This window comes from Motiliproteus coralliicola (genome assembly GCF_003345655.1).
Taxonomy (GTDB): Bacteria; Pseudomonadota; Gammaproteobacteria; order Pseudomonadales; family Balneatricaceae; genus Motiliproteus; species Motiliproteus coralliicola.
In genome coordinates, this window is the sequence record NZ_QQOH01000001.1 from 99007 (window position 1) to 124512 (window position 25506).

General features: G+C 56.5%; 24 protein-coding genes and 1 pseudogene. 13 read left to right on the forward strand and 12 right to left on the reverse strand.

Going from position 1 to position 25506, the window contains the following annotated elements; genetic code table 11:
* Nucleotides 1–9: 9 nt before the first annotated feature.
* The 3 genes from ybeY to miaB form a co-directional block, all read right to left on the reverse strand.
* On the reverse strand, nucleotides 10–465 hold the full coding sequence (gene ybeY / locus DV711_RS00465) for an rRNA maturation RNase YbeY (RefSeq protein ID WP_114693696.1): 456 nt from the start codon (nucleotides 463–465) through the stop codon (nucleotides 10–12).
* Nucleotides 462–1433: a PhoH family protein gene (locus DV711_RS00470; protein ID WP_114693697.1), complete on the reverse strand. Its 972-nt coding sequence runs from the start codon at nucleotides 1431–1433 to the stop codon at nucleotides 462–464. Before DV711_RS00470 ends, ybeY begins: the two co-directional genes overlap by 4 nt.
* A 107-nt stretch (nucleotides 1434–1540) precedes the next feature.
* Nucleotides 1541–2890, reverse strand: a complete 1350-nt coding sequence (miaB, locus tag DV711_RS00475; protein ID WP_114693698.1) for a tRNA (N6-isopentenyl adenosine(37)-C2)-methylthiotransferase MiaB — start codon at nucleotides 2888–2890, stop codon at nucleotides 1541–1543.
* Nucleotides 2891–3077: 187 nt separating this feature from the next.
* Between miaB and DV711_RS00480 the strand changes: the two genes are divergently transcribed.
* Together DV711_RS00480 and ptsP are read left to right on the forward strand one after the other, a co-directional pair.
* Nucleotides 3078–3401, forward strand: coding sequence for a DUF1820 family protein (locus tag DV711_RS00480; RefSeq protein WP_114693699.1), 324 nt, complete (start codon nucleotides 3078–3080; stop codon nucleotides 3399–3401).
* A gap of 108 nt (nucleotides 3402–3509) precedes the next feature.
* Nucleotides 3510–5789, forward strand: coding sequence for a phosphoenolpyruvate--protein phosphotransferase (gene ptsP, locus DV711_RS00485; RefSeq protein ID WP_165839953.1), 2280 nt, complete (start codon nucleotides 3510–3512; stop codon nucleotides 5787–5789).
* A gap of 94 nt (nucleotides 5790–5883) precedes the next feature.
* Here the strand turns inward: ptsP and ald are convergent, their stop codons facing one another.
* Nucleotides 5884–6999, reverse strand: coding sequence for an alanine dehydrogenase (gene ald / locus DV711_RS00490; RefSeq protein ID WP_114693701.1), 1116 nt, complete (start codon nucleotides 6997–6999; stop codon nucleotides 5884–5886).
* 334 nt (nucleotides 7000–7333) lie between these two features.
* Here ald and dinB point away from each other — a divergent pair, with 334 nt between their 5' ends.
* From dinB to DV711_RS00505, 3 genes are all read left to right on the forward strand, one after another.
* Nucleotides 7334–8407, forward strand: coding sequence for a DNA polymerase IV (dinB, locus tag DV711_RS00495; protein ID WP_114693702.1), 1074 nt, complete (start codon nucleotides 7334–7336; stop codon nucleotides 8405–8407).
* Between the two features lie 119 nt (nucleotides 8408–8526).
* Nucleotides 8527–9402: an alpha/beta fold hydrolase gene (locus DV711_RS00500; RefSeq protein WP_114693703.1), complete on the forward strand. Its 876-nt coding sequence runs from the start codon at nucleotides 8527–8529 to the stop codon at nucleotides 9400–9402.
* A gap of 49 nt (nucleotides 9403–9451) precedes the next feature.
* Nucleotides 9452–10444, forward strand: coding sequence for a hypothetical protein (locus DV711_RS00505; RefSeq protein ID WP_114693704.1), 993 nt, complete (start codon nucleotides 9452–9454; stop codon nucleotides 10442–10444).
* Between the two features lie 25 nt (nucleotides 10445–10469).
* Here the strand turns inward: DV711_RS00505 and DV711_RS00510 are convergent, their stop codons facing one another.
* Together DV711_RS00510 and DV711_RS00515 are read right to left on the reverse strand one after the other, a co-directional pair.
* Complete coding sequence (locus DV711_RS00510) at nucleotides 10470–11063, reverse strand: hypothetical protein (protein ID WP_243633751.1); 594 nt, start codon at nucleotides 11061–11063, stop codon at nucleotides 10470–10472.
* Nucleotides 11064–11297: 234 nt separating this feature from the next.
* A complete protein-coding gene (locus DV711_RS00515; protein ID WP_114693706.1) occupies nucleotides 11298–12029 on the reverse strand; it encodes a glutathione peroxidase in 732 nt (243 codons plus the stop codon).
* Nucleotides 12030–12152: 123 nt separating this feature from the next.
* Here DV711_RS00515 and pdxH point away from each other — a divergent pair, with 123 nt between their 5' ends.
* Nucleotides 12153–12830, forward strand: coding sequence for a pyridoxamine 5'-phosphate oxidase (gene pdxH, locus DV711_RS00520; RefSeq protein WP_114693707.1), 678 nt, complete (start codon nucleotides 12153–12155; stop codon nucleotides 12828–12830).
* A gap of 11 nt (nucleotides 12831–12841) precedes the next feature.
* On the opposite strand, the gene DV711_RS00525 is transcribed toward pdxH, so the two are convergent.
* From DV711_RS00525 to DV711_RS00540, 4 genes and pseudogenes are all read right to left on the reverse strand, one after another.
* The gene (locus DV711_RS00525; protein ID WP_165839954.1) at nucleotides 12842–13201 is read right to left on the reverse strand and encodes a rhodanese-like domain-containing protein; all 360 of its coding nucleotides are present in this window, start codon (nucleotides 13199–13201) and stop codon (nucleotides 12842–12844) included.
* Nucleotides 13202–13457: 256 nt separating this feature from the next.
* Nucleotides 13458–13658: pseudogene (locus DV711_RS00530) on the reverse strand (cold-shock protein); the annotation flags it as partial.
* A 282-nt stretch (nucleotides 13659–13940) separates the two neighbouring features.
* Nucleotides 13941–14546 (reverse strand): molybdenum cofactor guanylyltransferase MobA, encoded by a 606-nt coding sequence (mobA, locus tag DV711_RS00535; protein ID WP_114693708.1) that lies wholly within the window; start codon nucleotides 14544–14546, stop codon nucleotides 13941–13943.
* Between the two features lie 94 nt (nucleotides 14547–14640).
* Nucleotides 14641–15696: an HD domain-containing phosphohydrolase gene (locus tag DV711_RS00540; RefSeq protein ID WP_114693709.1), complete on the reverse strand. Its 1056-nt coding sequence runs from the start codon at nucleotides 15694–15696 to the stop codon at nucleotides 14641–14643.
* Between the two features lie 231 nt (nucleotides 15697–15927).
* Between DV711_RS00540 and DV711_RS00545 the strand changes: the two genes are divergently transcribed.
* Nucleotides 15928–18234, forward strand: coding sequence for a hybrid sensor histidine kinase/response regulator (locus tag DV711_RS00545; protein ID WP_114693710.1), 2307 nt, complete (start codon nucleotides 15928–15930; stop codon nucleotides 18232–18234).
* A gap of 468 nt (nucleotides 18235–18702) precedes the next feature.
* Entirely contained in the window at nucleotides 18703–19479 is a 777-nt protein-coding gene (nudC, locus tag DV711_RS00550) for an NAD(+) diphosphatase (RefSeq protein ID WP_114693711.1), read from the forward strand.
* Nucleotides 19480–19506: 27 nt separating this feature from the next.
* Here nudC and DV711_RS00555 read toward each other — a convergent pair whose 3' ends face one another.
* Nucleotides 19507–19821 (reverse strand): SCP2 sterol-binding domain-containing protein, encoded by a 315-nt coding sequence (locus DV711_RS00555; RefSeq protein ID WP_114693712.1) that lies wholly within the window; start codon nucleotides 19819–19821, stop codon nucleotides 19507–19509.
* Nucleotides 19822–20062: 241 nt separating this feature from the next.
* On the opposite strand from DV711_RS00555, the gene sohB reads away from it, so the two are divergent.
* From sohB to DV711_RS00580, 5 genes are all read left to right on the forward strand, one after another.
* Entirely contained in the window at nucleotides 20063–21127 is a 1065-nt protein-coding gene (gene sohB, locus DV711_RS00560) for a protease SohB (protein ID WP_243633699.1), read from the forward strand.
* Nucleotides 21128–21167: 40 nt separating this feature from the next.
* On the forward strand, nucleotides 21168–21923 hold the full coding sequence (locus DV711_RS00565) for a TetR/AcrR family transcriptional regulator (protein WP_114693714.1): 756 nt from the start codon (nucleotides 21168–21170) through the stop codon (nucleotides 21921–21923).
* Complete coding sequence (locus DV711_RS00570; protein WP_114693715.1) at nucleotides 21920–22411, forward strand: L,D-transpeptidase; 492 nt, start codon at nucleotides 21920–21922, stop codon at nucleotides 22409–22411. The genes DV711_RS00565 and DV711_RS00570 overlap by 4 nt, the downstream gene beginning before the upstream one ends.
* 21 nt (nucleotides 22412–22432) lie before the next feature.
* Nucleotides 22433–23497 carry a beta-N-acetylhexosaminidase gene (nagZ, locus tag DV711_RS00575; protein ID WP_243633700.1) on the forward strand — a complete coding sequence of 355 codons (1065 nt, stop codon included), beginning with the start codon at nucleotides 22433–22435 and terminating at the stop codon, nucleotides 23495–23497.
* A gap of 152 nt (nucleotides 23498–23649) precedes the next feature.
* A complete protein-coding gene (locus DV711_RS00580) occupies nucleotides 23650–24804 on the forward strand; it encodes a mechanosensitive ion channel family protein (protein WP_114693716.1) in 1155 nt (384 codons plus the stop codon).
* 24 nt (nucleotides 24805–24828) lie between these two features.
* Here DV711_RS00580 and DV711_RS00585 read toward each other — a convergent pair whose 3' ends face one another.
* Nucleotides 24829–25476: a glutathione S-transferase family protein gene (locus tag DV711_RS00585; RefSeq protein ID WP_114693717.1), complete on the reverse strand. Its 648-nt coding sequence runs from the start codon at nucleotides 25474–25476 to the stop codon at nucleotides 24829–24831.
* Nucleotides 25477–25506: the final 30 nt, after the last annotated feature.

Sequence of the window (25506 nt, forward strand, 5' to 3'; positions counted from 1 at the left end):
CCGCGGGGGTCACTGGGGCGCGTAGGGGTCTTCGATTCCCAAGGCGGCCAGTAGTTCGGTTTCCAGCGGCTCCATCTCGGCGGCCTGTTCATCACTGATATGGTCGTAACCGAGCAGGTGCAGAATACCGTGGATCAACATATGTGCCCAGTGGTGCGACAGCGCTTTGTGCTGCTCATCGGCTTCCCGTGCGACCACGGGAGCACAGATCACCAGATCACCGAGCAAGTCTAATTCGATTCCGGGCGGCGCTTCAAAAGGGAAGGATAAGACATTGGTCGGCTTGTCCTTGCCGCGATATTCGCGGTTCAGTTGCTGGCTTTCCGTTTCGTCGACGATACGAATGGTCAGCTCCGCCTGCTCTCGGCGCCCCTTGAGTGCGTGCTCGGCCCATTGCTGGAACTGTTCGTCAGACGGCAATCCGGCCGCATCGCTGGCCAGTTGCAGATCCAATTCGATGCTCAAGATTCGGTCTCGCTCTGGTGCTTGTCGTAGGCACGGACGATCCGCTGCACCAGCGGGTGGCGAACCACATCCTTGGCCTGAAACTGGGTGAAGCCGATGCCGTCGACATTGTCGAGCACCCGCATGGCGTGCTTGAGGCCCGATTCGGTACCGCGGGGCAGGTCGATCTGGGTGATGTCGCCGGTGATCACCGCGCTGGAGCCGAAGCCGATCCGGGTCAGGAACATTTTCATCTGCTCGCGGGTGGTGTTCTGGCTCTCATCCAGGATCACGAAGGCATGGTTGAGGGTGCGGCCACGCATATAAGCCAGCGGCGCGACCTCGATCACGTTGCGCTCGATCAGCCTGGTGACGGTATCGAACCCCAGCATCTCGTAGAGGGCATCGTAGAGCGGGCGCAGGTAAGGGTCGATCTTCTGGGACAGGTCGCCCGGTAGAAAACCGAGCTTTTCGCCCGCCTCGACCGCCGGACGAACCAGCAGGATCCGGCGAACTTCGTCGCGCTCCAGCGCATCGACGGCGCAGGCCACGGCCAGGAAGGTCTTGCCGGTACCGGCCGGGCCGATGCCGAAGTTGATATCCAGCTCGCGGATGCTGCGAACATAACTGTTCTGGTTCTCACCGCGGGGTTTGATCAGCGCCTTGCGGGTCTTGATCTGAACCTGATCGCGGGCTTTGGCGGCGGCCTTGGTTTCCAGGTCGGCCTGCTGTAACGACAGATGCACCAGGTCCGGGGTCAGCTGGATGCCTTTACCGGCTTCGCGGTAGAGGTCGCGCAGTACTTCGGTGACGGCCTGGGTGGTCAGGTGGTCGCCGACCAGTTGAAAGTCGTTGCCGCGGTTGCGGATCTGGATGCCCAGACGCTGCTCGATCAGTTTAAGGTGTTCGTCGAGTTGGCCGCAGAGATTGGCCAGGTCGGAAGGGTTGTCCGGTTCGAGGGTGAAGCGGACGGCGGTGTCGGTAGTCAAGGGGGTTACTGACCTCTGGTTGCTATCGACTGCTGCCCGATAGGGCAGCAGTCGGAAAATAAATCACGAATAGTCGGTTTAAGTATGATCCAAAAGCCGAATCGTGGTTATGAATTCTGATCCAGTTCGCTGCTGATCAGCTCGCCGGCTAGGCTGTTCGGGAACGCCTGCAGGATTCGAACGGTGGCGAAGCGACCGATCAGCTCTGGGTCGTCGCATTGGAAGTTGACCACCCGGTTGTTCTCGGTACGTCCCTGCAGTTTGCCCGGATCACGCTTGGAGAAGCCGCTGACCAGGATACGCTGCTCGGTATCGACCATCGCGGTGGAGATGTCCATCGCCTGGGAGACGATCCGGCGCTGCAGAATCTGCAGGCGCTGCTTTTTGATCTCTTCGTCGGTGTCATCGGGCAGCTCGGCCGCCGGAGTGCCGGGGCGAGGGCTATAGATAAAACTGAACGAATTGTCGAAGCCGATCTCGTGGATCAGGTTCATGGTGGCCTCGAAGTCCGCTTCGGTCTCGCCGGGGAAGCCGATAATAAAGTCGGACGACAGCGAGATATCCGGGCGGGCCTTGCGCAGGCGTCGAATCTTGGACTTGTATTCCAGTGCGGTGTGGCCACGCTTCATCGCCATCAGAATCCGATCCGAGCCGCTCTGAACCGGCAGGTGGACATGGCTGACCAGCTCCGGGATCTCGGCGAAGGCCTGGATCAGGCTGTCGCTGAACTCAACCGGGTGGGAGGTGGTAAAGCGGATCCGGTCGATACCGTCGATGGCGGCGACGTAGCCTATCAGTTCGGCCAGGTCGACCGTCTCGCCGTCACCGCTTTGACCGCGGTAGGCGTTGACGTTCTGGCCCAGCAGGTTGATCTCGCGAACGCCTTGTTCGGCCAGTTGCTCAACTTCCAGCAGGATATCGCCGACCGGTCGGCTGACCTCTTCACCCCGGGTGTAGGGCACCACGCAGAAGGTGCAGTACTTGCTGCAGCCTTCCATCACCGACACATAGGCTTCGACTCCTTCGACGGTGGGAGCGGGCAGGCGGTCGAACTTTTCGATCTCGGGGAAGCTGACATCCACGTGACCGCTTTTACCCTGTTCGGTCAGATCGACCATTTCGGGAACCCGGTGCAGGGTCTGGGGGCCGAACACCATGTCGACGTAAGGGGCGCGCTCGCGGATGGCGGTGCCTTCCTGGCTGGCGACACAGCCGCCGACGCCGATCATCACCTCGGGGCGATCCTGCTTCAGTTTTTTCCAGCGACCCAGCTGATGGAACACCTTCTCCTGCGCCTTTTCGCGAATCGAGCAGGTGTTGAGCAGCAGCACATCGGCTTCATCGGGGTTCTCGGTGAGTTCCATCTCATGGCTCTCGCCCAGCAGGTCGGAGATCCGCGACGAGTCGTACTCGTTCATCTGACAACCGTGGGTCTTGATATACAGCTTTTTGGCCATGAAGGTAGTACCTTTAAACAATGCGCCGGGCGAACTCGAGATTCAGCGCTAAGAGCTGGCCCGGTGGTGAACACAAAACGCGCAATTATACCGTCTCGGCTAGCCGGACCGCCAGCGTTTAACTCCCTTGCATTCGCTGTCGATTGCCCCTATTTTTGCCGCCGATCAAGTTTGCCGGATTGAAGTGATGAAGGAATCCAGTGCCATCTACCGCGTCCTGTTTGTCAACCAGGACGAATTGTTTGAGGTTTATGCCCGTCAGGTCTATCAGGCTGACATGTATGGCTTTATCGAAATTGAAGAATTTGTGTTTGGCAGTCGTTCGCAGATGCTGGTCGATCCCGGTGAAGAGCGGCTCAAAAGCCTGTTTGGTGATGTGCGCCGAAGCTTTATCCCGATGCACGCGATCGTGCGGATCGACGAGGTCGAAAAAGAGGGGGTCAGCAAGGTCAGCGAGGCCAAAGGGCAGGTCACCCCGTTTCCGCTGACACCCGGTCCGCGCAAGGAATAAATTCCTCTCCGAGCCGTGGTTGGCGGTGCTGGCGGCGACATCAGTCTTTATTTTTGGCCATCGATCGTCGAAGATGATGGTTTATCGAAGCTGATGCAGGAGCGCTACATGCCCAGCCTTGCCCGGATGCAGCGGATTGTTCAGGACGTCAATACGGCCGCTTCCCTCGACGAAAAACTGCGGATGATCTCGTCCCAGGTCAAAGAGGTGATGGAGGTCGATGTCTGTAGTATCTATCTGTTCGACACCGACCAATCCGAGCTGGTGTTGATGCATACGCTGGGGCTTGATTCCTCCTGCGTTGGTACCATCCGGATGCCGCTGGGTGACGGCTTGGTGGGGAAGGTCGGCGAGGAGCAGCAGCTGCTCAATATCGAGGATGCCCCCAAGCACCCACAGTTTCACTATTTTCCCCAGGCCCAGGAGGAGGCGTTCCATGCTTTTCTGGGCGCGCCGGTTATTCACTATCGCAAACTGGTCGGCGTGCTGGTGGTTCAACAGAAGGCAACCCGTCGCTTCAACGACGAAGATGAAGCCTTTCTGGTCACCATCGCGGCTCACCTGTCCGGAACCCTCAAAGACGCTATCAACAGCGGTAAGATCGCCGAGCTGATCAAAACCAGCAAGAAAAGCAATAGCTTCGTCAACGGTATTATTGGTGCCACCGGTATTGGCATCGGTCGCCTGGTGGCCGCTGGCAGTACCCTGAGCTTCAAGGATGTCGAGGATGTCTGTGCACTGGATCCGGTTGCCGAATTAGAGCGTTTTGAGCATGCGGTCAAGCTGGTGCACGAAGAGCTGGATAAGGGCCATGAGCAGATGGCTGGTACCCCCGGCGATGTGCAGGCCATTTTCGATGCCTACCGGTTGATCTTGGATTCGCCCGATCTACAGGATGCGATCCGACAGCGAATCAGCGATGGCGCCGATTCGGCGGCGGCGCTGAAGGTGGTGATCGAAGAGCACGCCGCGATCTTCGAGGCGATGGAAGATCCCTATTTCAAAGCCCGTAGTGAGGATATTCGAAGTATTGGTCTGCGGTTATTGAAGTATCTGGTCGAGCCGGAAGTCCAGACCGTCAGCTATGATCGGCCGATTCTGCTGGTCGGTAATGTGGTCGGCGTGTCCGATATCGCCGAGGTGCCCCGCGACAAACTGGTGGGAATCATCTGTCAGCAGGGCTCGGCGTTATCCCATACCGCCATTCTGGCCAGTGCCCTGGGCATACCGGCGGTGATGGGGGTGGGGGAGTTGCCGCTTCGGCGTCTGACCGGTAAGTCCGCCATCGTCGACGGCTATCAGGGGCGGGTGCATTTTCAGCCGTCCTCGGCGCTGCGTGCTGAATTCACCCGCCTGGCTCGACGAGACAATGAATTTGACCGCTCGCTGGAAAAACTGAAGGAGTTGCCGGCTGAAACCCTGGACCAGCATCGGGTAACGCTGATGGTGAACACCGGGCTGCTATCGGATATCTCGCCGGGGTTGGAGAAGGGGGCCGAAGGTGTCGGACTCTACCGCACCGAAATTCCGTTCATCATCCATGAGAGCTTCCCCACCGAAGAGGAGCAGTTTCGCATCTACCGTAAGGTGCTGAAAGAGTTTCACCCTCGACCGGTAACGATGCGGACTCTGGATATCGGTGGTGATAAGCCGCTGCCGTACTTCCCGGTGGAAGAGGACAATCCTTACCTGGGCTGGCGTGGTATCCGTTTTACCCTCGATCATCCGGAAATTTTCCTGGGTCAGATTCGGGCGATGCTGCGGGCCAACGAGGGGCTGGGCAACCTGAAGATGCTGCTGCCGATGGTCAGTTCGGTGGATGAGGTAGATAGCTTCTTTGAGCTGTTGCGTAAGGCGTTCAAGAGTTTGCAGTCCGAAGGGGTGGTGGTCGAGAAGCCACCGGTGGGGATCATGGTCGAAGTGCCTTCAACCCTGTTCCTGCTTGACTACATGGCCTGGCGACTGGATTTCATCTCCATCGGTACCAATGACCTGACCCAGTATCTGTTGGCGGTGGATCGCAATAATCAGAGTGTCGCCAACCTGTTCTCCCGCTTACATCCAAGCGTGGTTCGGGCGTTGAATTATGTCTCCGAACAAGCCTATAAGCATGGTCTGGATGTCAGTCTGTGCGGTGAGCTGGCTGCCGATCCGGCTGCGGTGCTGTTGTTGATGGGGATGGGGGTGAAGTCGTTCAGTATGAACGCCCACAGCCTGCCGCGAATCAAGCATGTGATCCGCTCGGTCAGTCATGAACAGGCAGTCGGGCTGGTGGAAAATGCCCTGCGGATGCAGAGTGAAACCGAAATCCGTCAGATGCTGAACCGGACGTTGGAAAATGCTGGTTTGGAGGCCCATCTGCCGCGTTCTAACCCGGTTAGAACCTGAACCAACCGATAAGTTTTGCTCTGCTCGGTCGGAGTGACAACAAAAAAAAGGCGCATAGATATGCGCCTTTTTTATTACCAGCAAGGATTGCTGATTACTCTTGCAGAGCCTGCTCGGCCGGAACGTAGTCGTAACCCAGCACATCGGCGACGGCCTTGTAGGTCACCATGCCTTTGTGAACGTTTAGACCGTTCAGCAGGTGCTTGTCGCTCAGCAGAGCCTGCTTGGGGTTCTCAGCCAGGGCCAGCGCGTACGGCAGAGTAGCGTTGTTCAGGGCCATGGTAGAGGTACGAGCTACGCCGCCAGGCATGTTGGCTACACAGTAGTGAACCACGTCGTCAACCACGTAGGTCGGCTCCTGGTGAGTGGTAGCCTTGGAGGTTTCGAAGCAACCGCCTTGGTCGATAGCAACGTCAACAACAACGGCGCCTTTCTTCATGCGGCTGATGATGTCGCGAGTCAACAGCTTAGGAGCTGCTGCGCCCGGGATCAGAACCGCACCGATGACCAGGTCTGCTTCCAGCGCGTACTCTTCGATCGCATTGCCGGTGGAGTAAACGCACTTGGCGCGACCTTCGTAGTCGGCATCCAGTTGACGCAGACGGGGCAGGGAGCGGTCAAGGATCGTGACGTCAGCGCCCATACCAACAGCCATCGCGGCTGCGTTGTCACCAACAACACCACCACCGATAACCAGTACTTTAGCCGGAGCAACACCCGGTACGCCGCCCAGCAGGACGCCGCGGCCGCCTTCGGCCTTCTCCAGGTGGTGAGCACCTGCTTGGATAGACATACGGCCGGCAACTTCGGACATCGGTGCCAGCAGCGGCAGGCCGCCACGCTCGTCGGTTACAGTCTCGTAAGCAACGCAGGTTGCGCCGGACTTAACCAGCAGCTCGGTCTGCTTGGGGTCTGGAGCCAGGTGCAGGTATGTGTACAGCAGCTGGCCTTCACGCAGCATTTCGCACTCTTGCGGCTGGGGCTCTTTAACCTTAACGATCATCTCAGCGCGCTCGAATACCTCGGCAGCGGTTTCAATGATCTCGGCACCTGCAGCTACGTACTCCTCGTTGGAGAAATCGATGCCAGCGCCAGCGTTGGTTTCAACAATGACCTGATGGCCACGGTTGATCAGCTCCTGTACAGAAGCCGGAGTCAGGCCAACACGGTATTCGTGGTTTTTTATTTCTTTAGGTACACCGATCAGCATGTTGTTTATCCTCTGATTTGTCTTGCGTTGTTATGTTGCGTGATCAGGAGAAATTCTAGGATAAAAGCCTCGATAGATAGTCTCGAAGTTTTGTTTTTTTCGATAAAAAATACTGTTTTATTGCTATTAAGCCAGTTGTAAAAATTGGTGCGCCGCAGAAATGGCAATAATATGATCTGCATTTAGGATGCTTTTTTGGGGCCACTTTTTGACCCGAAATGGGGCCAGCATGGCTTGTCGATATCCCTTAGAAATAAGGGCGCTAGCGTTTTTATCTGTATATGTATACAGTATCTAGTGTTTGCTATTTCCCAGTTTTAGGTGCGTTTGCGCTATGCAACGAAAAATCATTCATGCCGATTGCGACTGTTTCTTTGCCGCGGTTGAGATGCGTGATGATCCCTCGCTGCGGGATATTCCTTTTGCCATCGGTGGGGATCCTGGTCGGCGAGGAGTGATTTCAACCTGCAACTATCCGGCTCGAGAATTTGGTATCCATTCGGCGATGGCATCGGGATTGGCGGTGAAGCGCTGTCCTCAGCTACGGATCTTGCCGGGCAATATGGATAAATACCGCGAGGCATCGGCGCAGATCGATAAGATCTTTCGTCAATACACCGATCTGGTGGAGCCGTTATCACTCGATGAAGCCTTTCTGGATGTTAGCCACAGTGAACAGTGCCATGGCAGCGCAACTCGCATGGCGGAGCAGATTAGACGACAGGTCGCTCAGGAGGTAGGGATCACCATCTCTGCCGGTGTTGCACCGAATAAGTTTCTCGCCAAGGTAGCCAGTGATTGGCAAAAACCGGACGGGTTGACGGTCATAAGACCCGAACAGGTCGATGATTTTGTTCGTCAGTTGCCGGTGAAGAAGATACCCGGGGTCGGGCCGGTGACCGCCGCTAAGCTTGCCGAAAAAGGGGTCAGTCGGTGTGAAGAGCTGCAACGCTATTCGCTTGAGGAGCTGCAGGAATGGATGGGGCGGATGGGTGAGCGGCTTTATCAACGCTGCCGTGGGATCGACCACCGCGAAGTTCAGCCGGTTCGAGAACGCAAGAGTCTCAGTGTTGAGCATACCTTCGCCACCGACCTACCCGATCTTGATGCCTGCCATGAACCGTTGGTGGAGCTGTTTAAAAAGCTGCAGCTACGGCTTGCGCGTAAAGGTGAAAACAAACCGATTGCCGGGGTGTTGCTGAAGCTGAAGTTCGATGACTTCTCCAGTACCACGGTAGAAACCCGTATCGATAGCTGCGGTTATGATCGGATCCATCTGGCCCTTTATCGTCCTTTGTTAAGCCAGGGATTTGAGCGTGGTCGACGTCCAGTGCGGCTATTGGGTGTCGGTGTTCGCTTTACCGACGATCTCCCGGTTGCTGCCACGCAGCTGGCACTGCCCTTTTAAACCGGATCTAATCTGACCGGGCTGTCGGGGTTTGATGTCTTGCGGTCTTTTGCTACTGCTACCCTGTGTTATGTTTGCTACAACCATCGCCGGTCGGCCGGCAGCAAAGGAGGGCGAGTATGCGTACCGAGAGTTTTCTGTCACTGAATCCGCAGGGCTTCCACCGGGTGGTCTATCACGAGTGGGGAGCGGTCGAAAATCAGCGGGTGTTGGTCTGTGTGCACGGACTGGCCCGTAACAGTCGGGATTTTGATGAGCTGGCACTGGCGCTGTCGAGGGATTTTCGGGTGGTTTGCCCGGATATTGTCGGCCGTGGCCAGAGCGATTGGTTGCCATCCGGCAGCCCCTACGAATTGGGGCAGTACATTAATGATATGGTGGCGTTGCTGGCTCGGCTTAAGGTTGAGCGGGTAGACTGGCTCGGTACCTCCATGGGTGGGCTGATCGGCATGTTGATGGCGGCAATGCCAAACTCACCGATACAGCGGTTGGTGCTCAACGATATCGGCCCTTTTATCAGTCAGGCCTGTCTACAGCGAATCGGAGACTATGTCGGCCTGGATCAGCGCTTTGGCTCGCTGGAAGCGGTTGAGAATTATCTGCGTGACATCTATGCCGATTTCGGCCAGCTTGAGGATCGGCAATGGCAGCATCTGGCTCAGCACAGTGCCCGTCAGTGTGTTGAACAGGGCGCTGAAGAGGGAACCGAGCAGTGGGCATTGCACTACGACCCGGTGATCGGCGACTACAGCCGCCAGGCAGCAGGCGAGGATGTCGACCTCTGGGCCTTGTGGCAGCAGATCCAATGCCGTCAGCTGTTGATCTGGGGCGAGCGCTCCGACGTGCTGGAGCGTCAGACCGTGGAGCGTATGCAGCAGAACCCGGCGCTGAGCCTGTTGAGTTACCCCCAGTTGGGGCATGCTCCATCTTTGATGGAGACTGGCCAGATTCAGTCGGTGATCGATTGGTTCCGCAACCACCCGGCGGAGAGCTGAACCCATCGTTGTAACAATGAAAACCTGTTAACTATCTTCGGAGTGTGAAGTGACCCTGTTGACCCGTTGGCCTGAAGATCAGCTGTTTCGAGACCCTGCGGACCGACGTCGTGCCGTCGAAGCGGTCGAAGCTGAGTTCTCTACCACCCTTAAGAGCCTCAAGGTTGATATTGGCCTGGTTGAGATGCTTGAGCGCATCTACGTTCCATTGGCTGCCTGGCTGATGGAGATCAAGCGGCGTCGACCGGGGCCGCTGGTGATCGGTATCAACGGGGCCCAGGGCTCGGGTAAGTCGACTCTGTTCAACCTGCTGGAGGTCACCCTGTCGTCGGGCTTTGGTCAGCGGGTGGTCGGCTTTTCGCTGGACGATATCTACAAAACCCGGGCCGAGCGTCAGCGTTTGGCTGCGGAGGTTCACCCGCTGCTGGCCACCCGAGGGGTTCCGGGTACCCATGATGTTCGACTGGGGATTGAGCTGATCGAGCAGCTGCGTCTGGCCCACGGCGGCAGCGTGGTAAAAATTCCGGTGTTCGATAAGTCGATCGATGACCGCTGCCCGATGTCGGTATGGCAGGAGTGGCTGGGGGCGGTTGACGTGGTGGTGCTGGACGGCTGGTGCCTTGGTGCGGAAGCCCAGAGTGATGAGGATCTGCGTGAGCCGGTCAACGAGCTTGAAGCGAAGGAGGATCCGAACGCGATCTGGCGGACCTACGTCAATGACCAGTTGAAAGGGCCCTATCAGGAGCTATTCGGAATGCTGGACCTGCTGGTGATGCTAAAGGTTCCAAGTATGGCGCAGGTGTTCGAGTGGCGAACGCTGCAGGAGAAAAAACTGGCCGAACGGATACGGCATCTGCATGAAGCGGGGCAGCCCGATGGTTTACGGATCATGAGTGAAGCTGAAATTCGCCGCTTTATCATGCATTACGAGCGTTTGACCCGGTTGATGTTGGATCAGATGCCGGACCAGGCTGATGTCACTCTGTTTTTGAATGAGAATCACGCCTGCGATCAGATCCGGGTCAACAAGCCGATTCGCTAGCGCCTGTTGCTATCGATCTGGTGAACTAGAACGGTATCGGCATCAACGCGGTGGAAGCAACGCTATGGACCACCGTGTTGATGGTGCGGTTGTTTCGGTCGGCGACCACCTTGGCCATCATGTCCTGGATCAGAATCATCTTGCCAAAAAGCCGCTCAAAACTCAGATTGGCGATCCCGTTTTGGTAGCCATTGCTTAATAGGTACAGCTCGTTATTCGGGTCTCGGAAGTTGTTCAAACGCCAGTTGATGATTTCGAGGTTGCGGGCGCTGTTATACAGCAGCTGATGGTTCAGCTCGTCGAGCAGAAATAGCTCGGTTTTCATGCTGTAGGCGGCGTGCAGCATGCTCTTCATGCCGACCACTAACGCGAAAACCCTATCCCCGCTAAAGTCAGGATCAAAAGCCAGACGCAGGGCTTGATTGCCGACGCGATTGCCCAGTTCGGCGAACCGGTAGTTTGGCTGTTGCTCCGGAGGAGGAAGTTGTAGCTGCCGTAGCCGCGATTCGATCGAATGCTTGGGGTTTTTGCGCAATTCGCGGGGGTTGCGTTTGTACAGTTTGATCAACAGTTGGCGGTTGAGTTGATCGAGCTCTGCAAGATGCAGGTCCACGATCATATCGACATCGCTTTTTGCCAGATTGCGGACATTAAAATCGTTGCAGCCAGACAGGAACAAAGTGATCCCGATAAGCAGCAGTGGCGTCAATAGCCTTTGATATAACATCCTGATATGCATGGCCTGATTGTAGTCAGGCCAGGGCTTGCATGAAAGCCCCGAGTGCCGCCTTTTGGTGGAACTAAAGGCTGAAGCCAGGCTGCTAAGAAGGGGGTAGCCCGGCTTCAGTGGCACTTAACTTTCCAGCATCGTCTGCAGTTCGTCGGCGCCGCCGATATGTTCACCGTTGATAAAGACCTGTGGCACGGTCAGTTGACCGGATACCGCCTTCAGGCCAGCGTGGTTGATGTCACGCCCCAACACGACCTCTTCATAATTCAGGCTCCGTTCTCCCAGCAGCGACTTGGCGCGCAGGCAGTGACCGCAACCAGGACGGGTGAACAGGATGATGCTGTCCGATTCCTGCTGGTCCGGATTGAGGTATTTCATCATGGTATCGGCGTCAGATACTTCGAAGGGGTCGCCGGGAACGTCGCGCTCGATAAACATCTTTTCGATCACGCCGTCGTTGACCAGCATCGAGTAGCGCCAGGAGCGCTTGCCGAAACCGAGGTTGTTCTTGTCCACCAGCATGCCCAGTCCGTCGCTGAATTCACCGTTACCATCCGGGAGAACGTCGATGTTGTCGGCCTTCTGGTCGTCCTTCCAGGCATTCATTACGAAGGTATCGTTGACCGATAGACAGTAGATCGCGTCGACCCCCTGCTCGGCAAACTGACCCGCTAGCTGGTTGTAACGCGGCAGATGGCTGGATGAACAGGTGGGGGTGAAGGCTCCCGGCAGTGCAAATACGATCACCTTTTTGCCGGCAAACAGATCATCGCTGGTGCGGTCGACCCACTGGTCTTCAACGCGGGTGTGAAAGGTAACCTGTGGAACTCGTTGTCCTTCGCTATTCTGTAACATGTTGTGTTTCCTGTATTGGTTGCGGTATGGAGACTAGAATAGTTACCTGGTCTTTTTTAATAAAATTAAATATATATTTCGTTGCGATAGTCTTTGGCTATTGATTGGGTGTGAAGGTTAATTATGAGCAGTATCGATTCGAATCAGGATCTGACCCGGATCAGGCGCGAGTATCTGGCGGAGAGTTTTGATGAACAGGATCTGCAGGAGCAGCCCCATCAGCAGTTTCATCGCTGGTTCGAGCAGCATCGGCAGCTGGACCCGGCCAACGCTACGGCGATGGTGCTGGCGACCGCGTCGGAGCAGGGGCTGCCTTCGGCACGCATTGTGCTGTTAAAGCACTTCGATCAGGGCGGCTATTGCTGGTACACCGATTACCGAAGCTTGAAAGGGCAGCAGTTGGCCGCGAACCCTCAGGCAGAATTATTGTTCTACTGGCCCGAATTGGATCGGCAGGTGCGGATCTCGGGCCAAGTGGAAAAGTTGGAGCGTGCCAGTGCCGAGCAGTACTTTTCTGAGCGTCCTCGGGGAAGTCAGCTCAGTGCGGCCATCTCCCACCAAAGTCATCCGGTCGCTGATCGTCAGCAACTGGAACGGCAGGTGGAATCGCTAGAACGCAAGCTCGATGGTGACGCTGTTTGTTGTCCGCAACAGTGGGGTGGCTATCGGTTGGTACCGCAGCGCTACGAATTCTGGCAGGGTCGGGAGAACAGGCTGCATGACCGGTTGGTCTACAGCCTTGATCAGGATATTGAAGGGCAGGAGCGGGACGCCTGGCGGATTCAACGCCTGGCGCCCTGAGGTCGGAAGGTTCAGCGCGGCGCGGCTTGCAACAGGTCGTTGAGGCCGCCGCCATTGTGCAGGGCGGTGTAGCCGGCTTGGCTGAGCATCTTGTAGGCGATGCCGGAACGATTACCGCTGCGACAGTAAAGCACTATCGGCAGATCTTTGCGGATCTCCATCTGGCTGAAGCGCGCGACAATTTCCGGGTAGGGGATATGGACCGAGCTCTTCAGGTGGGCCTGGGCATACTCCTCGGTAGTTCGAACATCGATGACCAAAGCGCCTTGTTCGATCAGTTGCCAGGCTTTGGCTTCACGGCTGTCAGCAATGGCGCCATTACTCAGTAGGCTAAGGGCAATCAGGGGTAACAGTAGACGCAGTAATGACATTGTCTTTCCTTAGATGGTAGCGATTGGAGGACCAACAGGTTTTCGTCGAATTAGGCAACCAGCAGACGTACAAGTTCCTAGCCGTAGTCTGTAGTCCAGAACGGGCAATACGAACTATCGACGCAGTTGGTAACGGGCTGTTACAACAGCGTCAATACGGTGGGATCTACTGCCCGCAGTCAGCGGCCTTCAAAGGATGCTGTTGGGCTGATAGATCAAGAAGTAAACCAGCCCGGGGTTGGCCGGGCTTGGTGATTCAGAGCGAAGCGACGTCTTCGGCCTGAAGTCCTTTCGGCGTTGTGATCACGCAGTATTCGACCTGCTGACCTTCAGCCAGGCTGCGGTGGCCTTCACCACGAATCTGGCGGTAATGGACGAACACATCCTCGCCACCATCGCGAACAATAAAGCCAAAACCCTTGGCGTCGTTGAACCACTTTACAGTGCCTGTTTCCCTCTGAGACATCATTTACACCTTGCTGTTGTACAGAATAAAGCCACTCGATCATAGTGGGTATTCGCGGGGGTGTGAAGCGATCTGAGGCAAAATATCGACTAACGAATAACATCTAAGCGGTTGTTTTAAAAGAATATGCTGACTTATCTCATCGATTGATATAAGTCTTTTTTCGGAGTGGTGATTAAAGGCTCCTGATCGAACAAAACAAGTTCGCCGGGTCGAATGGAGAGAGCAGACAGATAAAGCCAGTGGCGATCCTGCCCCTGTTAACCGGTGCGGTTACTCAGAAGGAGATTTCAGCTGCAGTTGGAACTGTGCCAGCTGTTCCGGTGAGTTCAGGTTAATAAAGCTATCCGGTTGGTCGCTGAAATCGACAATCGACGGGTTTTGCTGGTGCAACCATTGCCCAAGCTTTCGGCCGCCAGCATTGAGATAGGCCTGCAGGCTGGGCTGCAGCTCACGGTGCAGCAGGCTGAATGCCGGTTGCAGGTAGCGGCCATCGTGGGCGATGGCGGCGCGGCTTTGTTGTTGCTCAATGGCCTGGCCCAGGCGCGATGCTAAATCAGTGGGTAGTGCCGGGCTGTCACAGGGGGCGACCAGTAGCCAGTCGGTGGTGCAATGCTTGAGCCCTTCATTGATCCCCGACAACGGTCCCTGAAACCCTTCCAACTGATCCTGTAAAACCGGGTAGCCGTAATCCTGATATTGGGTTAAAGAGCGATTGGCGCTGATGATGATCTGATCGACCTGAGGGCGGACTCGGGTTAGGACATGCTCAACCAGTCGCTGGTGTTGCAGCGCTACCAGGCCTTTGTCGACGCCACCCATGCGCATACCGCGCCCACCGGCGAGAATCAAAGCGGTCAGTTGCAGTTGCTTGGTCATGGGTTGCCAGCCGGATATAACGAAGTCAGCCAAGTGAGGTGGGGCACTCTAACCAAACCTCGGGGTGGGAGAAATAACCTGAATCAATAGGAGTTCAGATTGCTTCGTCCGGCATCGAATCGTACACCTCGGCAAAGCGATGATGGTGCTCGCGGAATAGGTTCAGTAGTTTCGGATCAAAATGGTTGGGGTCGGTCCGGCCATCCCCCTGGGTAATGATCTTGACTGCCTCGAGGTGGCTGAAAGCCGGCTTGTAGCGCCTTTTGCTGCGCAGTGCATCGTAGACGTCGGCAATCGTCACCAGGCGACCAAAGATCGGTGTTTCCTCCTGGTATAGACCGTCGTTGTAGCCGGTGCCGTCCCAGCGCTCGTGGTGGGTTTTGGCGATGCAGGCGGCGGTATCGATCAGCTCGGTACCGCTGCCGGTCAACATCGAATAGCCGATATCGGTATGCCGCTTCATGATTTCGAATTCTTCGAAGCTCAGCGGTCCTTCCTTGAACAGGATGTTATCGGGAATGCCTATCTTGCCGATGTCATGGAGTACCCCGGCCAGTCTGACCAGATGTTGGGTGTGCAGATCCAAGCCGGCCAGTCGAGCCAGCAGTTCGGCGTTAAGGCCGACCCGGACGCAGTGTTCGGCGGTTTCGACATCACGGTATTGGGCGATAACGGCGAGTCGATCGATCAGTTGTTCGTCGGCTTCGTCCAGGAAACGAGCCTGCTGCAGGTTGGCAACCTCCAGCTTGCGCATCTTGGCTTGTTCCTGATCACTCTGTTGAAGGCGTTCCTGGGCGCTTTGTATCGCCTGTTCCAGATCGGCCCGATCGATCGGCTTGTCGAGAAACTCCCTGGCCCCCATGCGCATGGCCTGAACCGCATCGTGCTTCTCCCCGTCGCCGGTCAGTACGATGAATTCGAACTCTCGCTTGTATTTCTGTAAGGCTCGCTGCATAAACTCGAGGCCGTTACAGTGCGGCATTCGCAGGTCCGACAGCACCAGCCGAATATCGGGATTGGCGTCCAGTACACTGAGTGCGTCCAGTCCGTCGCAGGCCTGTTGAACGTCATAACCCCAGCGGCTGATCATACGGTCCAGCAGATTTCGGATTGAAGGCTCGTCATCGACGATAAGAATGGTTTTATCCATATCGGCAAGAACTAGGTTGATAACAGTGAGTTGAAAGTCAGCGTAACGGTGACCGGTCTGATCCGGATGGTATCAGATGGCTCCGGCAGCGAATACTGAAAAGCATAGATTAATCAGGGTTATATTCGACCATATCACCCGGGAATATGTTGCCATTAGAGTTGGTTGCGCTAGTCTAGGGGCATTTCTGCTGATCAATAACGCCGCTGGAGTTGTACGACAGTGAGTCCGATGAATCGATTATTCCCCGAGCGCATATCTTTCAAGCTAGGGGTTGCTACCTTTGTTGTTGGGGCCTTGCTGGGGGCACTGGCGTTACTGCTGATCACCTATTTTGACCTGCGCTCAGAAACCCATGATGTAGATGAGCAGCTCGATACCATCATGACGGTGTCTTTACCTTCCGCCCGGCGAGCGGTGCATCTATACGATGAAGCCTTGGCCGAAGAGGTGGTGGTCGGCTTACTTAACTATCCATTTGTTTCCGATGTGGCGATCTACGACGAATTTGGCGCTGAGCTGGTGCGCCGACGTCAGGATGTCGACGGTAATCCGCATGTGTTGCAACAGTGGTTGTTCGGCTCCAACGAGCTCAAGGTTAGTCGGGATATTCAATTGCAGCATGTCACCGAAGATATCGCCTTGCAGCCGGGACGATTGGTGCTGCGGGTCGACCAATCGGTCATCTATGCTCCATTCTGGGATCGTACCCTGCGCCACCTGCTGCAGATCACCCTGTTGGCGGTGTTGCTGTCGGTGGTGTTGATGCTGGTTTTCTACCTGATGGTGGCCAAGCCGCTGTCTCAGTTTGCCGCCAGCTTTGCCAAGATAGATCCATCCAACCCTGGAGCCGCCGGTTTGGATATCCCTTCACGGCATCGCAAGGATGAATTGGGCCTGGTGGTTCACACCACCACCGAGCTATTGCAACAGATCGGCGAGCATATAGACGCCCGTGATCGGGCTGCTCAGGAACTGCGCAATAAGGATCTCTACGTGCGCCAGATTCTGAACGACAGTCCGATCGGGATTACCGTGGTAAACCGTCAACACCGTCCGGTGTTTGTTAACCGCCGAGTTGTCGAGATGATGGGGGCAGGGACGGAACAGCAGCTGATCGAATCCGATATCTCCGACAGCTATGTCTACCCTGAAGACGCCTCGAAGGTTCTGGCCTTGGAAGGGCTGGGCAGAGTAACCCGGGAAAGTCTGCAGATGGAACGGCGCCGACTCGACGGCAGCTCCTGGTGGTGCTTGATGGATATCAGCCGGATGGAGTTTGACGGTGAGGATGTGTCGGTCAACTACCACTACGACATCACCGAACGGGTCAAGGCCGAAGAGGAGAACAAACGGCTGGAGCATCGCTTGGAGCAATCGAAGCGCCTGGAGATGGTCGGAACCTTAGCCGGTGGTATCGCCCATGACTTCAACAATATATTGACCCCCATTCTTGGCTACGCCCAGATGGCGATGGATGATCTGAAGGCTACTGATCCGCTCTACGGTGATCTGCAGGAGATCGAAAAGGCAGCTAAACGCGCTAAGAAACTGATCCAGCAAGTGTTGAATTTCAGCCGCAAGCGTTCCGGAACCCATTCGGAGGTGGTGCTTGAAGAGCTGATTATGGACGGTGTCAGTTTGATTCGTGCTTCGATGCCGAAAACCATTGAGCTGGATCTGCAGCTGTTGACCCCGGGACTGAAGGTCTGGGGAGACCCATCCCAGCTCGATCAGGTGCTGATGAACCTGCTGACCAATGCGGTAGACGCCATCGGCGAGACACCGGGGCAGCTGACAGTGGCGTTGGAAGATTATGTCGTCGATCGTGATTTCGCCGCTACCCACCCGCAGATCAAGCCCGGCTTGTTCGCCAAAATTTCGATCACCGATAACGGCTGCGGCATTGATCCGGCCACCCAGGAGCGCATTTTCGACCCCTTCTTTACCACCAAAGAGCCGGGTAAGGGTTCAGGGATCGGATTGGCCACCTGTCATCGTATCACCACGGACCACGAAGGTTTGGTAACGGTCTACAGTGAAGCGGGTCAGGGCTCGACCTTTAGTGTGCTGCTGCCGACCTACGATCCCAGTCAGCGGGGTGAGACGGGGCGTTTAAATACCTCCGAGGCGATTGCGGCCATACAGGCCGAAGCTCAGGGGCGGGGACGAATCGTTTATGTTGACGACGACGACAAGAATGCTCGTTTTGCTGAGCGTCTGCTGTTCCGGCTCGGGTATGATGTCACGGTATATACCTCACCGCGTTTTGCGCTTGAAAAAATCCGCAGCCAGCCCCAATCACTGGATCTTTTGATCAGTGACCGTTCGATGCCTGATCTGTCCGGCTATAAACTGATTGAGCAGGTCCGCCAACTCAGGCCGGAATTGCCGGTGATTCTGGTTTCAGGCTTCGCCGTTGATGATAACGAGCAGCCGCAGGATCTGAACATTTCCGGCTTTATCAGTAAGCCGTTCGAAAAGGATGAAGTGGCCGAAATGCTGGAACGGCTGTTAAATCCGGCCGAAGAGGCTTAGCGGTTGAGCGCTGTCGCTCTGTTGGGTTTGCTGCGGTGCGGTAGAGTTTTCCACTTTCCCCCGAGAGCTTTAGCGGTCGGCTGTTAGGGCCATTATCCCCAGCAGGTTGTGCATAACTATGTGGGTTGTTTTTTGACCACTGTGGCTTGGCTGGGGCTGTGGTCTGTATTAAACCCGAGCTTTATGCTCGGATTAATTGATTTAAAAACAGCAAGATAGATGCCAGGCCGGGATCGTTTGCGCGGACGGCGGCAGTGCCTGTAAGTCCCGGATTGACTGATTTTTGATCTGTGCATAATTCTTGCCAAGCTTGAAACTAATCAAACAATTGGTTGCTGAATCCGCAGGGTGGCAGGGTCTGGCGGGTGATCCGGTCTATGTTAACAGGATGACAGTCGCCCCTATCCGGGCTTGTTCCTAATATCGGATCGGTTTCGCTTGCTGGCGATTTGGTTGAGGTAATAGACGATGTATTGGTTGGGTTTTGTTGGAGACCGGCTGTTGGTCGATGGACAGCGTTCGCCGCTGCTGAGGCAACCTCCGGAGCAGTGGGAGCCGATGATTGAGCTTCAGGTTGGAGAACATCGGGGCCGGTCGGTCCAGCTGTTGTGCTTCGATGCCAAGGAGCTACCGACTGGCTGGGACGATGCCGGGCTACGTTCGCTGATGCTGGAAGCGGAGCCTGAACTGGCACCCATACTGGGACGGGCCGCTCAGCTCAACAGTTGGTATCGGAACCATCGCTTCTGCAGCCGTTGTGGTGAGCCAACCCGGGCAGATCTGGGGGACTTTTCGGCATGCTGCGATCGTTGCGGATACCACCAGTATCCCAGGATTTCGCCCTGTATCATCGTGTTGGTCACCCGCCCGGGAGAGCATGGAGAACCGGAGCAGTGTCTGCTGGCCCATGCCGCGCATTTTCAGACTGAACGTTACAGTACCCTGGCCGGCTTTATCGAAGCTGGGGAAACGGCGGAGCAGGCGGTAGCCCGCGAAGTTATGGAGGAGGTCGGGATCGAGGTGAAGAACATCCGCTACTGGCAGAGTCAATCCTGGCCGTTTCCACACTCGCTGATGCTGGGGTTCTATGCCGAATACGCCGGGGGCGAGATCCAACCCGATGGGGTGGAGATTGTTAAGGCGGCTTGGTTTGATGCCCAGTCAATGCCTGAATTGCCGCCAAAGCTGGCTATCTCAACGACCCTGATTGAAGGCTTTCTGGCCGGTGTGCACCACCAGTTGTGATCCGTTTCAGAGCCTCAGTTGTGGCGTTTAGCGTTTGAACAGTTTGCTCAGTTGGGTGGCCAGCATCACATTACCTTCGGCCCGCAGGCGTCCGCTCATATAGGCACTGGTGCCGCCCAGCTCACCGCTGATGATGTCGACAAAGGTTTCTCCGTCCATCAGCAGGGTGACGTTCGGGTCATCGTGTTCACGCTCTTCCACCTGGCATTGCTGATCCTCGATCGTCAGGCAGTAGTGGGCTTCATCATCGATGACAAACTGAAACACCACCTCCATCCCTTCGGCGGCTTCGGGTTGGAATTTTTTGGGAAGTTTAAACATCACTTCACGGACGGACTGCATAGTAATTCCCGTTAGCGGTAACCAAAACAGCGTCGATGGTAGCAGCTCAACCGAGGTGGGCCAAACCTGGGCTGGTAAGTTGCAATCAGGCGACGATGGGTCAAGGCAAACCGACAGAAAAAGCTGACCGGACAGGGAGTTGTTTTTGTTACAATCGCGCTTTTAAATAATCCGAACGGGCAACTCCCGTCGATTGAGGAATCTGACCGCAGATTCCCGAACCGAGCTATTGGAGAGCATGGTGCTGGAGTTTTTTTACGAATACGGCCTGTTTCTGGCCAAGGCTGCCACGCTGGTAGCCGCTATTTTGGTAGTGATTGGCGCGGCGGCCCAACTGGCGGTGCGCAACAAGCGTGATACCGAGGGGCATATCGAGGTCCATAACCTCAACGAAACCCTGGAAAATATGAGCCATGCCCTGCGTGAGCAGGTGCTGGATAAGGCGCTGTACAAGCAGCAGCTCAAACAGGAGCAGAAGCAGCGTAAAGCGGAGCATAAGCAGAAAACCAAGCAGATTAAGAAGGGCGAAGATATCGAGAAGGAGCACAAGAAGCGCCTGTTCGTGCTCGACTTTGATGGCGATATCAAAGCCTCCGATGTGGAACCGCTACGTGAAGAGATCAGTTCGATCCTGACCCTGGCGACCGAGCGGGATGAAGTCCTGCTCCGTCTTGAAAGCGCCGGCGGTATGGTGCACTCCTACGGCTTGGCCGCCTCCCAGCTGCAGCGGATTCGGGACCGTAAAATACCCTTGGTGGTATCGGTGGACCGGGTGGCGGCAAGCGGCGGTTATATGATGGCTTGTATTGCCGATAAACTGATTGCAGCGCCTTTCGCGATTCTGGGATCGATCGGTGTGGTGGCGCAGATCCCCAATTTCCATCGATTGTTGAAGAAGAACGAAATCGATGTTGAAGTGCTGACCGCCGGTGAATACAAACGCACCCTGACCATGTTCGGGGAGAATACTGAAAAAGGGCGGCAGAAGTTTATCGAGGATCTGGAGGATACCCACGAGTTGTTCAAGGAGTTTGTGGCCGAACACCGTCCCCAGCTTGATATGAATGAGGTCGCCAACGGTGATGTCTGGTTCGGTCGACGGGCGCTGGAAAAGCAGTTGATCGACGAGATCTCCACCAGCGATGAATACCTGATTAGTGCCTGCGATGAGGCAGAGGTATTCCAAGTGCGCTACGTTGAGAAGAAGAGTATCAGCGAGCGGCTAGGAACCGTGGTTAGCGGCTCGCTGGATCGAGTGCTGCTGACCTGGTGGGAGCGACTTCAGCGAAGCCGATATTTTTCGTAAGCTACTGCATCTGACCAACCCCTAGAAACAGGAGTCAAGCTTGGCTAAGTCGACCGTCAAACGCATTCTGGATACCGCCGTGGAGCTTTTTGCCCAGAATGGTTTCGACCAGACCTCGGTTCGAGATATCACCCAGGCGGCCAATGTCAATCTGGCCGCCATCAACTACCACTTCGGCTCTCGAGATGCGTTGATCCAGGCCGTTGCCGAACGCTACTTGACCCCGATGTGCCAGTTGCTGGAGCGGCAGTTGGATGACCATGACAGCCTGGATTCTGAACTCAGCCTGGAAGACCTGCTCGAGCTGCTGATCGCAGCGATGCTCAGTGCGGTTGAGAAAGACCGCCAGGGGGTCAGCCTGTTTATGCGTTTGGTGGGGCAGGCCTATCTCAGCTCCGACAACAATCTGCGCACCTTCCTGCAGCGCCGTTATGGTCCGCTGTTCGGTCGCTTCCTGACGCAGATGAGTCAACGGGTCCCACAGATGAGCCAAAGTGAATTCTATTGGCGCTGCCATTTTATGATCGGCACGGCGGTACTCTCGATGGCTCGCCACGGTATGCTGGCAGAGCAGGAGCGGTTCTTCTTCGGAAGTAACGCATCCGAACCGGAAGTCTTCCATCGTTTGGTCAGCTTTCTGGCTGCCGGACTGCGAGCCGAACCCGATATGGTCACCGAGCAACCGCTGTTGGATCTACCTGAGGCTTTCCCGAAGGAGGCCGGTACCAGCCAACTACCCGAGTCTCAGGCTGGACTGCCCGATCAGACCGAACTGCCCCCGGGGGGGAAAGGGTGAATCCGGGGCGCCCCCGAATCCTAATCTCCATCAGTCAGCAGCGCCTCACGCTGTTACAGGAGCAGCACGCGCTGCAGCACTATCCGATCTCTACGGCGGCCAACGGCACCGGGCAGCAACAGAACAGCGGTTGCACTCCGCTGGGACGGCATCGGATCCGTGCCATGATCGGTGGCGAGTGTCCGCTTAACTCGGTGTTTGTCGGTCGACGCCCGACCGGTGAAATCTATAGCCCAGAATTGGCCAAGCGCTACCCCGAGCGGGATTGGATCCTTAGCCGTATTCTGTGGCTGTGCGGTTGTGAGCCGGGTTTTAACCGTCTCGGATCCGTCGACAGCATGCGACGCTATATCTACATCCACGGCACCCCGGATACGGAACCGATGGGCATACCCCGCTCCCACGGTTGTATTCGGATGCGCAACCAGGATCTGGTGGCTCTGTACGAGCAGCTGACACCGGGTACCGAGGTGCTTATCAAGGCTTAATCTTCGATCGGAATCTTTGTCATGACGCCTTCCTTTCCTCCGCTTCCCGCCGGGCCGCTGATGCTCGACCTAGCCGGTTTCCAACTCTCTGATGATGAAGCCGAGCTGCTACGTCGGCCCGCTGTCGGAGGCGTAATCCTGTTCAGCCGCAACTATCGCGACCCGCAACAGTTGATCTTCCTGACCGACCAGATCCGTCGGATACGTCCGGAGTTGCTGATCGCGGTTGATCACGAAGGGGGCCGGGTGCAGCGCTTTCGTGCCGGCTTTACCCGGATTCCCGCGATGGCCAGTTTGACCCGGCTGTGGCAACGGGACCCGGCTGCCGGATTAGCTCTGGCACGGGACTGCGGCTGGCTGTATGCCTCCGAATTGTTGGCCCATGGCCTGGATATCAGCTTTGCGCCGGTATTGGATATGGATCGGGGGATCAGTGAAGTGATCGGCGATCGCAGTTTCGGAGCCGATGCCGACACGGTGATCGCCCTGGCCGCAGAGCTGATGCAAGGCATGCACGAGGCCGGTATGGCGACCACCGGGAAGCATTTTCCCGGCCATGGCGCCGTTGCCGCCGACTCCCATCTGGAGATGCCGGTGGATGAGCGGTCGTACGATCGGATTGAGGGCGAGGATCTTCTCCCGTTCGCACGCTTCGCCCGCGCTGAGTCCTCGCCGAAGGGCGATCGGGCATTGATGGATGCGGTGATGCCGGCCCATGTGGTTTACTCCAACTGCGATCCGCAGCCGGCGGGCTTCTCCGACTTCTGGCTGCAGCAGGTCCTACGCCGAGATCTGGGTTTCGACGGGATGATCTTCAGCGATGACCTGAGCATGGCCGGGGCCGAAATCGCCGGTGGCTATGCCGAGCGTGCCGATGCCGCGCTGCAGGCCGGTTGCGATATGGTGCTGGTGTGTAATCAGCCCAAGGCAGCGCGTCTGGTGCTGAACTGGTTGGAACAACAGGGCCGGTTGGAGGCGCCCAGAGTGTTGCAGATGAAGGCGCAGGCTCGGCTGACACTGGAACAGCTCCAGGCCGAGCCCCGTTGGCGGGCGTGTTGCGAGCAGTTGCAGAGATTGGAAGAATAATACCCTGGCCGGATTGCTCCGTGGCTGCAAGAAATAGTGTTGCTTGACGGGGCGATGTCGTCTAGACCGCGTGACCCGGTTACGTCAATCCGGTGTAGAAACGCAGATATGGCCATGAGCCGGAAGGTCTACAAGTTGAGTAAGGAGTCGGAATGAAGATGGAACTGCAGACGTTATGGGATCAGCTCGGGCTGCATACCCCGGAGCGTTTCTGGATTATCGAAGTCTTTATTGTTGTTTTTATCACCCTGCTGGCCAGCTTCTTTTTGAGCCGGCTATTCGCCCGTTTGGCGGCCAAGCTGGAGCAGACCCGAAACATCTGGGATGACGTCCTGCTCAACGCGGTCCGGCGTCCGGCGACTTTCATGATCTGGGTCGTCGGGTTGGGATGGGCTGCCCAGATTATCGATGAACGCACCCAGACCAGCCTGCTGGTGATGCTGGAGCCGGCCCAGGATGTGATCGTGATCGCGTTGCTGGCCTGGTTTATGTTGCGGCTGGTTCGCGGCTTTGAAGAGGGCCTGATCGACCCCGAGCGGTCGAAAAAACCGATGGATCAGACCACCGCCCATGCCGTCAGCAAACTGTTGCGGGCTTCGGTGATCATCACCGCGGTATTGGTGGTACTGCAGTCGCTGGGGTATAGCATCTCCGGGGTACTGGCCTTCGGTGGTATCGGCGGTATCGCGGTAGGTTTCGCCGCCAAGGATCTGCTGGCTAACTTTTTTGGTGGCTTGATGATCTATCTGGATCGTCCCTTTGCGGTGGGGGATTGGGTTCGTTCACCAGATCAGGAAATAGAAGGTACGGTGGAGTACATCGGTTGGCGCCAGACCCGTATCCGCACCTTCGATAAACGTCCGCTCTATGTGCCTAACTCCACCTTCGCGAGCATTTCGGTGGAGAACCCGTCCCGGATGACCAACCGGCGTATCTACGAAACCATCGGGATCCGCTACGACGATGCGGCTCAGGTAAAACAGGTGGTTGATGCGGTTCGGCAGATGCTGCGGGAGCATCCGGATATCGATACCAGGCAGACTCTGATCGTCAATCTGAACGCGTTTGCTCCCAGCTCATTGGATTTCTTTATCTATTGCTTTACCAAAACCACCGACTGGGTTCAGTACCACGGGATTAAAGAGGATGTGATGCTGCGAATCATCGAGCTGGTCGAACAGCATCGCGCCGAGATGGCCTACCCGACCCAGACGCTGCATCTGGTCTCGCCCCAGATGGCCGGGTTGAATACTGAGATACCGGCTCCGGTGACGGCTGGAGTTCAGTCGATAAGCGAGCCCGGATAAGCAGCGGATAACGGAGAGGTCGGCTCAGGCACCGACCTCTTCGCGTAGGATTACCTCCGATTCTGCCTGACCGGCGGCTATCCACTCCTGCAGTAACGGGTTGGACAGGTGCAGTTTGATGTACTCGTGGCTGTTGTGTGCCAGCCCCAACTGGTAGCCGTTAAAACGGATGGCCACCGGAGCGAAGAAGGCATCAATGATACCGAAGCGGCCGAACAGCCAAGGGCCTTCCTCGGCATGATGTTCGATGCACTGCTGCCAGATCTGTTCGATCCGGGCGATATCCGCCAAGGCCGCCTGACTGGGTTCTACCCGGCGCTGCTGTGCACGGCAGTTCATCGGTAACTCCGCGCGTAACGCGGCAAAACCGCTGTGCATCTCACACACATAGGCCCGAGCCATCGCTCTCTGGTAGGGCTCATCCGGCCACAGTAACGGGTGGCGCTCGGCCAGGAATTCGCAGATCGCCAGGCTGTCCCAGATACTGCCTAGATCATCCTGAAACACCGGAACCCGGCCGGCTTGGCTGTAGCGTTTCAGTTCGGTATGAAAATCCGGGCTGCCCAGTGACAGGCGCACCTCTTCAAATTCCAGCCCCAGATGGCGCAGCACCAGCCAGGGGCGCAGCGACCAGGAAGAGTAGTTCTTATTGCCGATGATCAGCGTGGGCATAACATCATCCTCGTTCCGCTACGCAGTCTC

Coding starts and splice junctions, on each gene's coding strand:
- miaB (WP_114693698.1), bottom strand. CDS start 2,890: ATGGCCAAAAAGCTGTATATCAAGACCCACGGTTGTCAGATGAACGAG.
- DV711_RS00480 (WP_114693699.1), top strand. CDS start 3,078: ATGAAGGAATCCAGTGCCATCTACCGCGTCCTGTTTGTCAACCAGGAC.
- ptsP (WP_165839953.1), top strand. CDS start 3,510: ATGCCCAGCCTTGCCCGGATGCAGCGGATTGTTCAGGACGTCAATACG.
- ald (WP_114693701.1), bottom strand. CDS start 6,999: ATGCTGATCGGTGTACCTAAAGAAATAAAAAACCACGAATACCGTGTT.
- dinB (WP_114693702.1), top strand. CDS start 7,334: ATGCAACGAAAAATCATTCATGCCGATTGCGACTGTTTCTTTGCCGCG.
- DV711_RS00500 (WP_114693703.1), top strand. CDS start 8,527: ATGCGTACCGAGAGTTTTCTGTCACTGAATCCGCAGGGCTTCCACCGG.
- DV711_RS00510 (WP_243633751.1), bottom strand. CDS start 11,063: ATGATCGTGGACCTGCATCTTGCAGAGCTCGATCAACTCAACCGCCAA.
- DV711_RS00515 (WP_114693706.1), bottom strand. CDS start 12,029: ATGTTACAGAATAGCGAAGGACAACGAGTTCCACAGGTTACCTTTCAC.
- pdxH (WP_114693707.1), top strand. CDS start 12,153: ATGAGCAGTATCGATTCGAATCAGGATCTGACCCGGATCAGGCGCGAG.
- DV711_RS00525 (WP_165839954.1), bottom strand. CDS start 13,201: ATGTCATTACTGCGTCTACTGTTACCCCTGATTGCCCTTAGCCTACTG.
- mobA (WP_114693708.1), bottom strand. CDS start 14,546: ATGACCAAGCAACTGCAACTGACCGCTTTGATTCTCGCCGGTGGGCGC.
- DV711_RS00540 (WP_114693709.1), bottom strand. CDS start 15,696: ATGGATAAAACCATTCTTATCGTCGATGACGAGCCTTCAATCCGAAAT.
- DV711_RS00545 (WP_114693710.1), top strand. CDS start 15,928: ATGAATCGATTATTCCCCGAGCGCATATCTTTCAAGCTAGGGGTTGCT.
- nudC (WP_114693711.1), top strand. CDS start 18,703: ATGTATTGGTTGGGTTTTGTTGGAGACCGGCTGTTGGTCGATGGACAG.
- DV711_RS00555 (WP_114693712.1), bottom strand. CDS start 19,821: ATGCAGTCCGTCCGTGAAGTGATGTTTAAACTTCCCAAAAAATTCCAA.
- nagZ (WP_243633700.1), top strand. CDS start 22,433: ATGACGCCTTCCTTTCCTCCGCTTCCCGCCGGGCCGCTGATGCTCGAC.
- DV711_RS00580 (WP_114693716.1), top strand. CDS start 23,650: ATGAAGATGGAACTGCAGACGTTATGGGATCAGCTCGGGCTGCATACC.
- DV711_RS00585 (WP_114693717.1), bottom strand. CDS start 25,476: ATGCCCACGCTGATCATCGGCAATAAGAACTACTCTTCCTGGTCGCTG.